This is a genomic window from Brachybacterium endophyticum (assembly GCF_003130585.1).
In the GTDB taxonomy this organism is placed as follows: domain Bacteria; phylum Actinomycetota; class Actinomycetes; order Actinomycetales; family Dermabacteraceae; genus Brachybacterium; species Brachybacterium endophyticum.
Genome location: NZ_QFKX01000002.1, coordinates 965,336 through 979,154 on the forward strand (window position 1 = coordinate 965,336; position 13,819 = coordinate 979,154).

Consider the following 13,819-nt stretch of genomic DNA (forward strand, 5'->3'; position numbering starts at 1 on the left):
CTCGAAGATGTCGCCCGGCTCGAGACCGGCTCGAGACGCAGCGCCTTCTCGATGACACCCGGCGCTCGCGAATCTCATCGCGCCGCGGATCGCATGAGGTGTTCCAGGTCCGATTCGCCCTCGGGCGTCTGTGCACCCGACTCCAGGGCGCGGCTCATGAGCGCGAGCGCGGCCGGGTCGGCGACCAAGCGGGACCATGCGGCCTGCTCGCGCCGGTAGCCATCGAGAGGTCGCGCGGGCGAGAAGATCTCCTTCGTCCGGAGCGCGACGCCGTCCGTGAGGTCGGCGATGTTGCGTGCGACGCGTGCCACGTGCTCGTCGAGTTCGGCCGCAGGGACTGCTCGGTCGACCCATCCGTAGGCGGCAGCCGTCGAGGCATCGTAGAGGTCGCCGGTGAGGACGATCTCCATGGCCCGGTTGCGGCCGACGCGCTCGCGGAGATACTGGGTTCCTCCGCCGGAGGGGACGATCCCCATGAGGCTCTCGATCTGGCCGAGCCGTGCGGTTTCGGTGGCGGCGACCACGATGTCGGCAGCCGCTACGAACTCGGCACCGCCGCCCCGTGCCGTGCCCGCGAGCTTCACGATGACCGGCTGCGGTTGGTTGCGGAGCAGCTCTCCGACGGACTGGAAGACGTTCACGCCCTCGGGGGCGGCGTCCGCGATCTCGGTGAGGAGGTCTTCGTCGTCGAGGATGTGCATGTCCACGTGGGCGAGGAAGAAGTCCGGATTCGCCGAGGAGAACACGATGACCTTGGTCGAGTGGTCCTCCCGAAGATCTCCCAGAGCGCTGCCGAGGTCCGTCATCAGCATCGCGCTGATGACGTTGACGGGCGGGTTGTCGAGCACGATCTCCGCGACGCCGTCCGTGACGGTGAGATGCAGGGTTGAGTAGGACTGCTGCATGGACGCCCCTTCGGGTATTCGTCAGGCATGTAGGTTTGCGATGAATACCCAACCTGCGCTCTCCCACGGGCGTCGTCAAGAACGCACTTCGGAGGTCCTAAGGCACATGACGGATACCAGCCCCTATGCCGCTCATGGCGGCGACGGCGTGCTCTTCGCGGCGGATTGCCCGAGCCGGCCGATCCTGGATCAGATCGCTGACAAGTGGTCGATGATGGCGCTCTCCGTTCTCCAGCAGCCGACGCGCTTCAACGAGATCAAGCGCCGACTGTCCGGGGTGACCCAGCGGGTCCTCACCCAGACGCTCCGGCGCCTGGAGCGCAACGGGATGATCACGCGGAGGGTCATCCCGACCTCGCCGATCGGCGTCGAATACGCACTCACGCCACTCGGTGAGTCCCTGGTCGAACCCTTCGGGGAGCTGTATGACTGGACGATCGCGCACGCCGATATCGTCCGCGAGGCCCAGGGCGACTACGACGCGCGATCCGCGGGGTGAACACGTGCGGAGGGCATCGACCTCGGGCGAACTGTGGTCGCCGCCACCACGATTACGAATGCATAGGTAGATGATCTATCGTTTCTCTCGTGCGGCTCGATGGGGGTCGAGCCCGCATGCTCCACAGAGGAGTCGCCCCGATCGCACGACACGTCGTGCGATCGGGGGTGGGGCAGGTCTGGACCCTCCGTCGGCGGAGCGCCCTCGCGCTGCCACGGCTCGGTCGCGCGGCATGCGGCCCCGTTCCTCGCCGGCTCTCGATGTGCTGCCGGTGACCTCATCGCCTCGCTCGGAACGCCCGTTCTGTGACCTTCAGGCATTTTCGGGCGAACGGCCACGAAACGGTCGGAAAAGAGCGATTATGTGGAGCTAACGAACGGAGAACAAGGGGGTGCGAGATGTCCACGTACGCACAGCTGCGCAGGCTCGCGGCGGATTGCAGGGCCGACGGGGAGAAGGCGCCGATCAGTCCTGACGACCTCGACCATCTGCTCGATGTCGCCGAGAACGCCCGGCCGGAGCAACCGGCCCGCAGCGTAGGCGGCGACACCTCACTGGCCGATACTGCAGCACAGGCCTGAGGGGTCCGTCGCGGTCCGTGCGCTGACCTTCGTGGAGAGCGTCGGACGCGTCGGGGGAACGGTGCTGAAAGACGAGGTAGCCCTCCCACCTGCCGGGTGGGAGGGCTTCCTCGTCGTCAGTGGAACGCTCTCAGGGTGCTGGTGCTCCTCTGATCCTGATCGCTCGTGCGGCGCGCCCGCCGCGCGCCGAGCCTCGCAGATCCTCAGGAACGCACGAGGCGACGGATCGCCTGCGTGGCCTCCTCGATCTTCTCGTCGGCGTTCGAGCCGCCGCCCTTGACGGCGTCGGCTACGCAATGCCCGAGGTGGTCGTCGAGGAGCTCGAGCGCGACGTTCTCCAGGGCGCTGTTCACGGCGGAGATCTGCGTGAGGACGTCGATGCAGTAGCGCTCGTCCTCGATCATCTTCGCGATACCTCGCACCTGGCCCTCGATGCGCTTCATCCGACGTTCGAGCTTGGCCTTGTCGTCGCTGTACCCGTGCATTCGACACCTCCTGATCCGGCCCGTCACGATACCCCTCCCCGGTATGCCCGGCAACGATCCGCCCAGCAGCGGTGCCTGCTGCGCGCCGAACGGAACGGCACCGCCGGGCGCACCGTGCGCCGTAGGGTGAGGCCATGAATCGTCGGTCCCGCTCCGCTGCTGCAGGCTCCGGCCGTCCGGCACGACCCTCCGGCCGCGGTACCGGCTGGAGCGACCGTTCCGAGGCCCGCCCCTCCCGTTCGCCCTCCTCGTCACGATCGTCTCGCTCGGACGCTTCGCCCGCCGAACTGCCCGTGCTGCGGGTCGGCTTCGTACCGGGGGTCGAGCCCGATCGCTTCGGGCGACGCTGGAGGAGCGGGGGCCGTGCCGCACGCCTCGAGCTGATCCCCGTGCCGCTCTCGCGACAGAGCGCCGTGCTCGCCGAGCGAGAGGTCGACATGTGCTTCGTGCGTCTGCCGCTGACCTCGCCGGAGCTTCCCGAGCTGCACCTGGTGAACCTGTGGGAGGAGCGTCCCACGGCCGTCGTCGGCACCGAGAACGTGCTCTCCCTGCACGAGGAACTCACCCTCGCCGACCTCGCCGAGGATCCCGAGATCGCCCCCGAGCACGACGACGACGCGGCCGACCGCATCGCCGTGGTCGCCAGCGGCGTGGGGCACGCGAGGCTGCCGCTGTCCCTCGCGCGCCTTCACCACCGCAAGGACGTCGTCCACCGGGAGATCACCGACGCCGAGTCGACCCACATCGCGCTGGCCTGGCCGACGAGCGAGGACGACGACGTGCGCCAGGACTTCGTGGCCACCGTGCGCGGACGCACGCCCCGCTCTTCCCGGTAGGTCAAGGGCATCGGCGCTGTGTGAACGCGTCGTCGTCGGCCCGCGCGGGCGGCGATAGGCTCGAGGCGACGATCCCGAGAACCGAGGAGCCGAGCCGTGACCGAGTCACCCCGCATGAACGTCGAGAGCTTCAATCTCGATCACCGCGCCGTGCGCGCCCCCTACCTGCGCATTGCCGACCGCAAGACCCTTCCCCACGGCGACGTCCTGACCAAGTTCGACGTCCGCTTCGCCCAGCCCAATGTGGCACACCTGGACTCCGAGGTCGTCCACTCTCTCGAGCACCTGATGGCCGAGCACATGCGCAACCACACCGACGACGTCATCGACGTCTCCCCGATGGGCTGCCGCACCGGGTTCTACGCCCTGCTCGCCGGGGAGCACGAGGTCGCCGACTTCGCCCCGGTCCTCGAGGCGACCCTGCACGACCTGCTGCAGGCCGAGGAGGTCCCCGCGGCCAACGAGGTCCAGTGCGGCTGGGGTGCCCACCACACCCTCACCGGAGCGAAGGACGCCGCGCAGGCGTTCCTGGCGCGCCGTGAGGAATGGGAGGACGTGGGCGACGACGCCGAGAGCGCCTGAGCCGGGTGCAGCGGGTCGGGGCCCGAGTGGCCCCGGCCCATCGGCTCGCCCTCGCGCGGATCGGCGGCATCGCACGATCCTGGGCGCTCAGGTCCAGCTGGGGAGCCACATCCGCCATTCCCACTGCCGCACGTCGATGACCTGTCCCGTCCAGATCGGCCAGAAGAATGCCGAGATCAGCACGATCAGGGTGAGCAGGCTTCCGCACAGCAACGTCCCGGCGAGCTTGCGCTCCCGGTCCGCGCCCGGCGGGCCGACCAGCAGCCCGAGGGCGTAGGCGAGGCACATGATCAGCCACGGCTCGTAGACCACCGAGTAGAAGGTGAAGATCGTGCGGTCCAAGTACATCAGCCACGGCAGGTAGCCGGCGACGATGCCGGCCAGGGCCGCCCACGCGCGGCCGTCGCGCTTCCACACCCCGACGACGATCACGACCACGATGCTGAGCGCACCCAGCCACCAGATCAGCGGATTGCCCACGCTGAACACCTGGGAGGCGCACTTCTCGACCTGGCAGCCCATCTGCCCGTAGTCGTAGGAGCGGTAGTAGAAGTTCGTCGGCCGGATCTGGAGCAACCAGCCCAGGGGATTGGCCTGGTAGGGGTGCGGCGAGTCCAGATGGATGTGGAAGTCGTAGGCCTCGGAGTGGTAGTGCAGCAATGAGCGCAGGGCGTTCACGACGGGGTTGCCGTCGGGATGACCGTTCTCCTCGGCCCAGTTCCGCATGTACCCCTTGTCGGAGGCGAACCAGCCCGTCCAGGAGACGAGGTAGGTCAGCAGCGCGCCGCCGACCATGGCGACGAACGCCGGGACCGCATCGCGGAACAGCCCGTTGACCATCCAGCGACGCTCGCCCACCCGTCGTCGGGCCCACCAGTCCCACAGCACCGTCATGATCCCGAAGATCGCGAGGAAGTAGATCCCCGACCACTTCACCGAGCACGCCAGTCCCAGCAGGATCCCTGCGCTCAGCCGCCAGGGACGGAAGCCCGCGCGGTATCCCAGCAGGGGGAGGGTCTCCCCACGCACGACGGCTGCCGCGGCGTGGCGTGCGAGCTTCTCCCGGAAGCGGTCGCGATCGATCAGCAGCGCGCCGAAGGCGGCGAGGGCGAAGAACATCAGCACCAGGTCCAGCAGCGAGGTGCGGGACATGACCAGGTGCAGCCCGTCGACCGCGAGCAGCAGGCCCGCGATCAGGCCGATGCCGGTGGAGCGGAACAGACGCCGGGTGATCAGCGTGCACATCAGCACCGACAGCGATCCGAGCACGGCGACGGAGAGCCGCCACCCCCACGACGAATCGCCGCCGAGGATGAGCATGCCCAGGCCGATCACCCACTTGCCGATCGGCGGATGCACGACGTACTCGCCGCTGTCCTCGTAGGAGTTCACGTCCCCGGAGGTGAACGCCGGATCGGGCTTGTCCGGCCAGTTCATCTCGACGCCGTTGTGGATCAGCGTCCAGCCGTCCTTGACGTAGTAGGTCTCGTCGAAGATCAGGTCGTGGATGGACCCCAGGTGGTACACGCGCAGCACGAGGGCGAGGACGGTCACCAGGATCACGCCCGCCCAGGCGCGCACGCTCCCGAGGCCGCGGGGCAGGTCCATGCAGTGCAGGCGCGTGCGCAGGGCGCGCAGCACGGCGGGGTGATCGTGCTCGGCCTGACCGGCGTCGGCCTCCTCGTCCCGCAGATGGCTGTGGGGCGGGATGTCCTCGTCGCTCCGGGTGGTTGCCTGCACGCGGTCATGCTAGGGCATCGGACCTGCACGTCCGCGCTCTACGATGGTCCCCATGCTCGCTCCCGGAGTCCTGGTCCTGGCCGCCACCCCGATCGGCAATCCGCTGGACGCCTCGGTGCGTCTGATGCGCGCCCTGGCAGAGGCGGACCTGATCGCCGCCGAGGACACCCGGCGCCTGCAGCGCCTGGTGCGGTCGCTCGAGGTGGAGCTCTCGGGGAAGGTCATCTCGTACCACGAGCACAACGAGGTCGAACGCACGCCCTGGCTGCTCGAGGCCCTGCGGGAGGGGCAGAAGGTCCTGCTGGTGACCGATGCGGGCATGCCTGTGGTCTCCGACCCCGGCTACCGTGCGGTCCGCTCCGCCGCCGACGAGGGGCTGCCGGTGCAGGTGTTCCCCGGCCCGTCGGCGGTGCTCACCGCGCTCGCCGTCTCCGGTCTCGCACCCGATCGCTTCTCCTTCGAGGGATTCGTCCCTCGCGGCCCCGGTCAGCGAGAGCGTCTGTTCGCGGACCTGGCCGACGCCCGTCGCACGCTGGTCTTCTTCGAGTCGCCCCGCCGTACGGCCGCGGCGCTCGCTGCGATGGTCCAGGGGTTCGGCGGCGGGCGGCAGGCCGTCCTCGCGCGGGAGCTCACCAAGACCCATGAGGAGGTCCTGCGTGGGTCGCTCGCCGAGCTCGCGGCCTGGGCCGACGGCCACGAGGTGCTCGGCGAGATCGCGATCGTCGTCGCCGGCGCGGACACCGTTCCCGCCGATCCCGAGGACCTCGTGGACCAGGTGCTCGCCCGGGTCGCGGCAGGGGAGCGGATGAAGGACGCCGCCAAGGAGGTCGCCCGCACGGCCCCGGGCGTCGGGGCGCGGGAGCTCTACGACGGCGCGCAGAAGCGGCGGGGCTGAGCGGTGCGCCTGAGCGGCGGGGGCACTCCGCTCGGCAGCCGACCGAACACGCCGGCCGCGCACGCCGGACATGCGAGAGGGCCCCGACCATCAGGTCGGGGCCCTCTCGTCAGGGTCTGAGAAGAAGCTCAGTCGTCGATCTCGATGAGACCGCGCTGGTAGGCCTTCGCCAGACGGCGCGGGACGGCGGCGCTGCGGCCGCGGACCGTCACCTGCACGAGGTCGGGGTTCTGGGCCTTCCACTGCGAGCGACGCGAGTGGGTGCGAGCCCGGGACATCTTGAACTTGGGCACTGCCATGGGAACGCTCCTTGACGGTCCTGGATGATGGTCGGCGTGGGTGTCCGCCCTGCGAGCTGGCCCGTCCCGGAGGACTGAGACGACGCGGACGTCGCCGGGCGCGCGGAAGGACACGCAACGGTCCACCATTCTGCCACAGGACCTGGGGGCATCCCTGGGCCAGGCGGGTGAGATGCACCACCGGGCTCCGGGAGCTGCCGTCACGGCCCGGCCGGCGAGCGATCCCGTCGGAGTCATGCCCCCGCCCGCCTACCATGGTGGCATGCCGATCGCACCCGACGACCCCCGCGCGACCGACCCCTCCTCCCCGGTCCATCACCGCGAGGAGCTCGACCCGCGACGGTCCTCACGCGACCGCTCCTGGCCACCCGTGCCGGAGCCGCTCCCCGTGGCCGTGGTCGACAATCACTGCCACCTCGACTTCGCCGACGGCGAGAAGGGCCTCAGCGTCCGTGAACACGTCGAGCAGGCCGCTGCGGCAGGCATCAGCGCTCAGATCACGATCGGCTCGGACCGGGAGGCGGCGCTGTGGACGGCGCGGCTGCTGGCCGACGAGGACTGCCCCTCGAGCCTGCGCGGAGGGGTCGCCGTCCACCCCAACGAGGCCGCCCTCCACGCGCGCGGCCACGACCACGAGGGAACCGAGCTCATCGGGCTGGACGAGGCTCTCGCCGAGATCGACCAGCTGGTGCGCGGCCCCGGCATGGTCGTGGTGGGGGAGACGGGACTGGACTGGTTCCGCACCTCGCGGGGGGACGAGCAGGCGCGCAGCGCACAGATCGACTCCTTCCGTCATCACATCGCGCTCGCCAAGGAGACCGGTCTGCCGATGCAGATCCATGATCGCGACGCCCACGGCGACGTCCTCGAGGTGCTCGACGCGGACGGCGCCCCGGAGCGCACCGTCCTGCACTGCTTCTCGGGGGACGTGGAGTTCGCCCGCGAGTGCGTGGCGCGCGGCTTCTACCTCTCCTTCGCGGGCAACGTGACCTTCAAGAACGCGCAGAACCTGCGCGATGCCATGGCCGACGTCGGCCTCGGACGCGTGATGGTCGAGACGGATGCCCCCTTCCTCACGCCGGTGCCCTATCGCGGCCGGCCGAACTCCTCCTATCTGATCCCGCACACCATGGCCACGATCGCCGAGGTGACGGGGACCGACCTCGAGACGGCCTGCGCCACGATCGCGGGCACCACCCGCGAGGTCTACGGATGGCCGGCGGCATGAACGAGAACCGTCCCGAGGAGAAGGGTCGCGGCCACGGCGAGCCGAGCCGTGACACCGGCGACGCCTCCACCCCCTCCGCCATCCCCGAGTCCGGCTCGATGCTGCTCAGCGCCCGTGAGATCCGTGAGCTCGCCGACGGGGCCGGCCTCAGCCCCAGCAAGCAGCGCGGCCAGAACTTCGTGGTGGACCCCAATACGGTGCGCGCGATCGTCGAGCGCGCCGGCGTCGAGGACGGCCAGGTGGTGCTCGAGGTCGGCCCCGGGCTGGGGTCCCTCACGCTCGGGCTCCTCGAGGCCGGGGCCGACGTCGTCGCGATCGAGCTCGACCGCGGTCTCGCCGGGCTGCTCCCGCGCACGCTGGCGTCCCGCGGCGTCGGCGAGGACCGTCTCCACCTCGTCCACGCCGACGCCCTGACCGTCACCGAGCTGCCGCAGATCCCGCGAGCTCGGAGGGCCGCGGCCGATGCTCCGTCGGCCGATCGGGAGCGGGAGGGCCGGCCGACGGCGCTGGTGGCGAATCTTCCCTACAACGTGGCCACCCCGATCCTGCTCACGATGCTCGAGCGCTTCGCGAGCATCGAGCGCTGCCTGGTGATGGTGCAGTCCGAGGTCGTGGACCGTCTGATCGCCCAGCCGGGCTCGCGGACCTACGGAGCGCCGAGCGCGAAGGCTGCCTGGTACGGGGACCGTGAGTGGGCGGGCAAGATCTCGCGCCGGGTGTTCTGGCCCGTCCCCAACGTCGACTCCGCCCTCGTGCTGCTGACGCGTCGGCAGACGCCGCTGGGCACCGAGACCGAACGCAGGGAGACGTTCCGGGTGATCGATGCGGCGTTCGCCCAGCGCCGCAAGATGCTGCGGGCGGCGCTCGCCGGATGGGCCGGCTCCTCGCAGCGGGCGAGCGGGATCATCGCCGCCGCCGGCATCGACCCCACCCGCCGCGGGGAGACCCTGACCGTCCACGAGTTCCTCGCGATCGCCCGGGCCGTGGAGCGCGGGACGGACCCCGAGACCGAGCCCGCGACGGACCTGGAGATCGACCGCGGGCCGGGCCGCGAGGCCCTGTGACCGGCCCGGGGACCCCCGACGGCGTCGATTCGGTGACGGTCATCACACACGCCTGAGCAGCGGGCCCGGATGTGGCCGCGACCACCCGATGAACCTCCAGGTGAGTATGAATACCGGGGGGTGGAGAGGTCCGACGACCTCTGGGGCGCGCTGCGGCCCCGAGATCCGGGAAAATGTCCGAGGATCGTCCGTTCCGCGGACCATGAGGTCCCGAACCGTCGGCGTTCTCGCTAGTGTCGATCGACGTGACGGGCCTGACGACGAACTCCATCGACCACCAGCCGAACCATCACAGCGAGACCCCGCAGAGCTCCGGCGACGACCGGATCCGGATCCTCCCCCCGGCGGCCGATCATGGTGCCGCCATGTGGCGGGTGGCGCGCGACAGCGGCACGCTCGACCTGAACACGTCCTACGCCTATCTGCTGATGGCTCGGGACTTCGCAGCCACCACCCGCGTCGCCCTGCAGGACGGTGAGGTCGTCGGCTTCGTGCTGGGGTACCGCCGTCCGGACGCGCCGCAGACCCTGTTCGTCTGGCAGATCGCCGTGGACGACGTGGCGCGGGGGCGCCGCATCGGTGCCCGTCTTCTCGACTCCCTGGTGGACGACCTCTCGGACGTGACCACACTCGAGACCACCATCACCGCGGACAACGCCGCCTCCAACCGGCTGTTCGCCTCCTTCGCCGAGCGCCACGGGGCTGCCCATTCGACGCAGCCGCTGTTCGCCGAGGCCGACTTCCCCGACGAGGGGCATCCGACCGAGCACCTCCACGTGATCGGCGACCTCGGCTCGACCCACTGACGCATCGGCGTCCCCTCAGTCCTCACGGGCGCTCCCGCGCGCCCGGAGCCGGTCCCGACCATGCGAGGACCGCAGAGATCTTCGATCACACCTCAGACAGGAAGAGGAGACAGATGACCACGACCACCACACCTCTCGAGACCACCGAGCTCGAGTCAAAGGTCCGCAGCTACTCCCGCAGCTGGCCGGTGAGCTTCACCCGCGCCCAGGGCAGCACCCTGACCGCCGAGGACGGCCGCGACTACATCGACTTCTTCGCCGGCGCCGGCGCCCTGAACTACGGGCACAACCACCCCGAGCTGAAGAAGGTCCTGCTCGACCACATCCTCGAGGACCGTGTCGTCCACGGCCTGGACATGTTCACCGACGTGCGCCGTCAGTTCCTGGAGACGTTCCGCTCGAGCATCCTCGAGCCGCGCGGCCTGGACTACACCGTGGCCTTCCCCGGGCCCGGCGGGGCCAACGCCGTCGAGGCCGCCCTCAAGCTGGCGCGCAAGGTGACCGGACGCGAGTCGATCGTGAACTTCACCAATGCGTTCCACGGGATGACGCTCGGCGCCCTCTCGGTCACCGGCAACTCGCTGAAGCGCGGCGGTGCCGGTGTGCCGCTCGTCCACGCCACCCCGATGCCCTATGACGACTACTTCGACCAGGTCGTCCCGGACTTCATGTACCTCGAGCGCCTGCTCACCGACGCCGGCAGCGGTCTGAACAAGCCCGCCGCCGTCATCGTCGAGGCCGTGCAGGGCGAGGGCGGCATCAACGCGGCCCGTGCCGAATGGCTGCGGGGCCTCTCCGAGCTGTGCAAGAAGCACGAGATCCTGTTGATCCTGGACGACATCCAGATGGGCTGCGGGCGCACCGGCGGCTTCTTCAGCTTCGAGGAGGCCGGCATCGAGCCGGACATGGTGACGCTCTCGAAGTCCATCAGCGGCTACGGCCTGCCGATGGCGTTGACGCTGATCAAGCCCGAGCTCGACATCTGGGAGCCGGGCGAGCACAACGGCACCTTCCGCGGCCCCGGCCCTGCCTTCGCGACCGCCACCAAGGCCATCGAGCTGTTCTGGAGCGACGACGAGCTCGAGCGCTCGACGGGCACCAAGGGCGCTTTCATCGAGAGCCGCTTCAACCAGCTCGCCGCACGGTTCGAGGACCATCAGCTCGTGGTGAAGGGCCGGGGCCTGGCCCGCGGTCTCGAGATGCCCAGCGGAGAGCTGGCCGGGAAGGTCTCCTCCCTCGCCTTCGAGCGCGGACTGCTGGTCGAGACCTCCGGCCCCTCGGACGAGGTCATCAAGCTGCTGCCGGCGCTGACCATCCCCGACGACCAGCTCACGGCCGGCCTCGACATCATCGACGAGGCCGTCGCCGAGGTGCTGAGCGCCTGAGGCACCGACCCTGCCCCGGCGCGGTCGCGCCGGGGCGCGCGCCCGGGCCGGGCCCGGGCGCCATGCGCGGGATCCAGCCGAGGACCCGCCGACCACCACCAGATCCACGACGGAAGGACACACATGCTCGTTCGCACTCTCGACGAGGTCACCGACACGGACTCGGACATCAAGTCCGAGAACTGGCGCAGCAAGCGCATCATCCTGGCGAAGGAGGGCGTCGGCTTCTCCGTGCACGAGACCACTCTCTACGAGGGCACGGAGAGCTACTTCTGGTACGCCAACCACATCGAGGCCGTCTTCATCACCCACGGCGAGGGGGAGATCGAGGACATGGCGACGGGTGAGGTGCACCCCCTGGCACCGGGGTCGCTGTACCTGCTCGACAAGCACGACAAGCACAAGGTGCGGGTGCGCAAGGAGATCCGCTGCGTGTGCGTCTTCAACCCGCCGGTGACGGGGCGCGAGATCCACGACGAGGACGGCGTCTACCCGCTGGTCACCGAGGACGCCTGAGTCCACCGCCCCACGACGCGGGCCCCTCGCAGCCGACTCCGGTCGGTCGCGAGGGGCCCGCGTCGCTCTGTCGTGACCTCGAGCGGGTCAGCCCACCTGCTCGGACAGCTCCAGCCAGCGCTCCTCCGCCTCGGCCAGCTCGGCGTCCACCCCTTGCTGCTGCGCGCCGAGCTCCTGCAGCCCCGCGTAGTCCGAGGGGTCGTGGGTGGTCATCTGCTCGCCGAGCTCGCGGCTGCGCCGGCTGAGCTTGTCCATCTTCCGCTCCACGGCGGCCAGTGCCTTCTGCGCCTCCCGCTGCTCGCGTCCGGTCGGGGCGGGGCCGGCCGACGAGCCCGTGGTGGGCGAGGAGGCCGCAGCACCGTCCGCCGTGCTCCCGCCGACCGAGGCCGACGCCGAGGATGACGCCGAGGACGCCCCGAAGCCCGACGCCGCCGTCGTGCTCGAGGACTCCCCGGACCCCGCGCCCTGCGCCCGCAGCTGCAGGTACTGCTCGACGCCGCCCGGCAGGTGCCGCACGCCGCCGTCGAGCACCGCGTACTGCAGATCGGTGACGCGCTCGAGCAGGTAGCGGTCGTGGGAGACCACCATGAGCGGGCCCGGCCAGGTGTCCAGCAGGTCCTCCATCGCCGCGAGCATGTCGGTGTCCATGTCGTTCGTCGGCTCGTCCAGGACCAGGACGTTCGGCTCGTCCAGGAGGGTCAGCAGCAGGTCCAGCCGGCGCTGCTGCCCGCCCGAGAGCGCGCCGACCTTGACCTTCTGGTGGGCGGCGGTGAAGCCGAGACGCTCGAGGAGCTGCCCGGGGGAGACCTCGTCCTTGCCGGCTCTGAAGGTGGTGCGGTAGCGGCCGACGACGTCGCTGACGCGTTCGTCGAGGTGCCCGGCCAGCCCTTCGAGCTGCTGCGTGACCTGCTGGACGGTGACCGTCCTGCCGCGCTTCATGCGCCCGCTCATCGGCTCGAGGTCGCCCGTGATCAGGGCCAGCAGGGTCGACTTGCCGGCACCGTTCGGGCCGAGGACGCCGATCCTGTCGGCCGGACCCACGTGCAGGGTGACGTCCTCGAGGACGGTCTGGCCGTCGTACCCGGCGCTGACGTCCTCGAGATCGATCACGTCACGCCCCAGCCGGGACGTTGCCAGCTGGGTGAGCTCGACGGTGTCGCGCACCGGCGGCTCGCCGGAGATGAGCTCGTTCGCGGCGTCGATGCGGAACTTCGGCTTCGAGGTCCGCGCCGGCGCGCCCCGGCGCAGCCACGCGAGCTCCTTGCGCATCAGGTTCTGCCGCTTGGCCTCGATCGCCGCGGCCTGGCGGTCGCGCTCGACCCGCTGCAGCACGTACGCCGCGTAGCCGCCCTCGAACGGATCGACGACGCCGTCGTGCACCTCCCACATCCGCGTGCAGACCTCGTCGAGGAACCAGCGGTCGTGGGTGACGACGACGAGTCCGCCGGTGCGGGAGGACCAGCGGCGCTTCAGGTGCGCCGCGAGCCAGGTGATGCCTTCGACGTCGAGGTGGTTGGTCGGCTCGTCGAGCAGCATCACGTCGACGTCGCGCACCAGCAGCTCGGCCAGATGGACCCGGCGCAGCTGACCACCCGAGAGGCTCGTCAGCTCCGCCTCGAGATCGACCTCGCCGAGCAGGCCCGAGAGCACGTCACGGATCCTCGGGTCCGAGGCCCACTCGTGGGCGGGACGGTCGCCGACCACACGGGTGCGCACGCTCTCCCCGACCTCGGCGACGTCCTGCTGGGACAGGGCGCCCACGCGCAGCCCGCCGCGCACGGTGACGCGACCGTCGTCGGGCTGCTGGGAGCCGGCGAGGATCCGCAGCAGCGTCGACTTGCCGTCGCCGTTGCGTCCCACCACGCCGATCCGGTCACCGTCGTCGATGCCGAGGGAGACCGCGTCCAGGAGCACGCGGTCGGGCAGGGCGAGATGGATCTTCTCGGCTCCCAGCAGATGGGCCATGCGGGTCGGACTCCTGTGGTCGATGGGATGGGC

Annotated in this window: 15 protein-coding genes; 10 read left to right on the plus strand and 5 right to left on the minus strand. The window is 70.2% G+C overall.

From position 1 onward, the window contains the following. Positions 1-74: 74 nt before the first annotated feature. A complete protein-coding gene (locus DEO23_RS08690; protein ID WP_109275554.1) occupies positions 75-905 on the minus strand; it encodes an enoyl-CoA hydratase/isomerase family protein in 831 nt (276 codons plus the stop codon). On the opposite strand from DEO23_RS08690, the gene DEO23_RS08695 reads away from it, so the two are divergent. Both DEO23_RS08695 and DEO23_RS08700 read left to right on the plus strand, forming a co-directional pair. Continuing rightward, positions 904-1,404 (plus strand): winged helix-turn-helix transcriptional regulator, encoded by a 501-nt coding sequence (locus DEO23_RS08695; RefSeq protein WP_240613302.1) that lies wholly within the window; start codon positions 904-906, stop codon positions 1,402-1,404. The genes DEO23_RS08690 and DEO23_RS08695 overlap by 2 nt on opposite strands. Positions 1,405-1,802: 398 nt before the next feature. Further along, complete coding sequence (locus DEO23_RS08700) at positions 1,803-1,985, plus strand: hypothetical protein (protein ID WP_109275556.1); 183 nt, start codon at positions 1,803-1,805, stop codon at positions 1,983-1,985. Between the two features lie 203 nt (positions 1,986-2,188). Here the strand turns inward: DEO23_RS08700 and DEO23_RS08705 are convergent, their stop codons facing one another. Then, the gene (locus DEO23_RS08705) at positions 2,189-2,470 is read right to left on the minus strand and encodes a metal-sensitive transcriptional regulator (protein WP_109275557.1); all 282 of its coding nucleotides are present in this window, start codon (positions 2,468-2,470) and stop codon (positions 2,189-2,191) included. A 389-nt stretch (positions 2,471-2,859) separates the two neighbouring features. Between DEO23_RS08705 and DEO23_RS08710 the strand changes: the two genes are divergently transcribed. Both DEO23_RS08710 and DEO23_RS08715 read left to right on the plus strand, forming a co-directional pair. Next, a complete protein-coding gene (locus DEO23_RS08710) occupies positions 2,860-3,306 on the plus strand; it encodes a type 2 periplasmic-binding domain-containing protein (protein WP_240613303.1) in 447 nt (148 codons plus the stop codon). A gap of 96 nt (positions 3,307-3,402) precedes the next feature. After that, on the plus strand, positions 3,403-3,888 hold the full coding sequence (locus DEO23_RS08715) for an S-ribosylhomocysteine lyase (RefSeq protein ID WP_109275559.1): 486 nt from the start codon (positions 3,403-3,405) through the stop codon (positions 3,886-3,888). Positions 3,889-3,975: 87 nt separating this feature from the next. Here the strand turns inward: DEO23_RS08715 and DEO23_RS08720 are convergent, their stop codons facing one another. Beyond that, entirely contained in the window at positions 3,976-5,628 is a 1,653-nt protein-coding gene (locus tag DEO23_RS08720; RefSeq protein WP_240613304.1) for a dolichyl-phosphate-mannose--protein mannosyltransferase, read from the minus strand. Between the two features lie 52 nt (positions 5,629-5,680). On the opposite strand from DEO23_RS08720, the gene rsmI reads away from it, so the two are divergent. Then, complete coding sequence (rsmI, locus tag DEO23_RS08725) at positions 5,681-6,523, plus strand: 16S rRNA (cytidine(1402)-2'-O)-methyltransferase (RefSeq protein ID WP_109275560.1); 843 nt, start codon at positions 5,681-5,683, stop codon at positions 6,521-6,523. A 128-nt stretch (positions 6,524-6,651) separates the two neighbouring features. Here rsmI and rpmF read toward each other — a convergent pair whose 3' ends face one another. Next, positions 6,652-6,822, minus strand: coding sequence for a 50S ribosomal protein L32 (gene rpmF / locus DEO23_RS08730; RefSeq protein ID WP_109275561.1), 171 nt, complete (start codon positions 6,820-6,822; stop codon positions 6,652-6,654). A 262-nt stretch (positions 6,823-7,084) separates the two neighbouring features. On the opposite strand from rpmF, the gene DEO23_RS08735 reads away from it, so the two are divergent. The 5 genes from DEO23_RS08735 to DEO23_RS08755 all read left to right on the plus strand — a co-directional run bounded on the left by DEO23_RS08735 (position 7,085) and on the right by DEO23_RS08755 (position 11,821). After that, complete coding sequence (locus DEO23_RS08735; protein WP_165831770.1) at positions 7,085-8,050, plus strand: TatD family hydrolase; 966 nt, start codon at positions 7,085-7,087, stop codon at positions 8,048-8,050. Between the two features lie 98 nt (positions 8,051-8,148). Further along, entirely contained in the window at positions 8,149-9,114 is a 966-nt protein-coding gene (gene rsmA / locus DEO23_RS08740; RefSeq protein ID WP_109275680.1) for a 16S rRNA (adenine(1518)-N(6)/adenine(1519)-N(6))-dimethyltransferase RsmA, read from the plus strand. Positions 9,115-9,359: 245 nt separating this feature from the next. Continuing rightward, on the plus strand, positions 9,360-9,920 hold the full coding sequence (gene ectA, locus DEO23_RS08745; RefSeq protein ID WP_240613305.1) for a diaminobutyrate acetyltransferase: 561 nt from the start codon (positions 9,360-9,362) through the stop codon (positions 9,918-9,920). A gap of 113 nt (positions 9,921-10,033) precedes the next feature. Beyond that, the gene (gene ectB / locus DEO23_RS08750; RefSeq protein WP_109275563.1) at positions 10,034-11,305 is read left to right on the plus strand and encodes a diaminobutyrate--2-oxoglutarate transaminase; all 1,272 of its coding nucleotides are present in this window, start codon (positions 10,034-10,036) and stop codon (positions 11,303-11,305) included. A 123-nt stretch (positions 11,306-11,428) separates the two neighbouring features. Further along, positions 11,429-11,821: an ectoine synthase gene (locus DEO23_RS08755; protein ID WP_109275564.1), complete on the plus strand. Its 393-nt coding sequence runs from the start codon at positions 11,429-11,431 to the stop codon at positions 11,819-11,821. An 87-nt stretch (positions 11,822-11,908) separates the two neighbouring features. On the opposite strand, the gene DEO23_RS08760 is transcribed toward DEO23_RS08755, so the two are convergent. Then, positions 11,909-13,786 (minus strand): ABC-F family ATP-binding cassette domain-containing protein, encoded by a 1,878-nt coding sequence (locus DEO23_RS08760; protein WP_109275565.1) that lies wholly within the window; start codon positions 13,784-13,786, stop codon positions 11,909-11,911. Positions 13,787-13,819: the final 33 nt, after the last annotated feature.

What these genes read in the sequence shown, in the direction of transcription:
- DEO23_RS08705 (WP_109275557.1), bottom strand. Translation starts at nt 2,470, where the DNA reads ATGCACGGGTACAGCGACGACAAGGCCAAGCTCGAACGTCGGATGAAG.
- DEO23_RS08690 (WP_109275554.1), bottom strand. Translation starts at nt 905, where the DNA reads ATGCAGCAGTCCTACTCAACCCTGCATCTCACCGTCACGGACGGCGTC.
- DEO23_RS08700 (WP_109275556.1), top strand. Translation starts at nt 1,803, where the DNA reads ATGTCCACGTACGCACAGCTGCGCAGGCTCGCGGCGGATTGCAGGGCC.
- ectB (WP_109275563.1), top strand. Translation starts at nt 10,034, where the DNA reads ATGACCACGACCACCACACCTCTCGAGACCACCGAGCTCGAGTCAAAG.
- DEO23_RS08695 (WP_240613302.1), top strand. Translation starts at nt 904, where the DNA reads ATGGACGCCCCTTCGGGTATTCGTCAGGCATGTAGGTTTGCGATGAAT.
- rsmI (WP_109275560.1), top strand. Translation starts at nt 5,681, where the DNA reads ATGCTCGCTCCCGGAGTCCTGGTCCTGGCCGCCACCCCGATCGGCAAT.
- DEO23_RS08755 (WP_109275564.1), top strand. Translation starts at nt 11,429, where the DNA reads ATGCTCGTTCGCACTCTCGACGAGGTCACCGACACGGACTCGGACATC.
- rsmA (WP_109275680.1), top strand. Translation starts at nt 8,149, where the DNA reads ATGCTGCTCAGCGCCCGTGAGATCCGTGAGCTCGCCGACGGGGCCGGC.
- DEO23_RS08735 (WP_165831770.1), top strand. Translation starts at nt 7,085, where the DNA reads ATGCCGATCGCACCCGACGACCCCCGCGCGACCGACCCCTCCTCCCCG.
- rpmF (WP_109275561.1), bottom strand. Translation starts at nt 6,822, where the DNA reads ATGGCAGTGCCCAAGTTCAAGATGTCCCGGGCTCGCACCCACTCGCGT.
- DEO23_RS08760 (WP_109275565.1), bottom strand. Translation starts at nt 13,786, where the DNA reads ATGGCCCATCTGCTGGGAGCCGAGAAGATCCATCTCGCCCTGCCCGAC.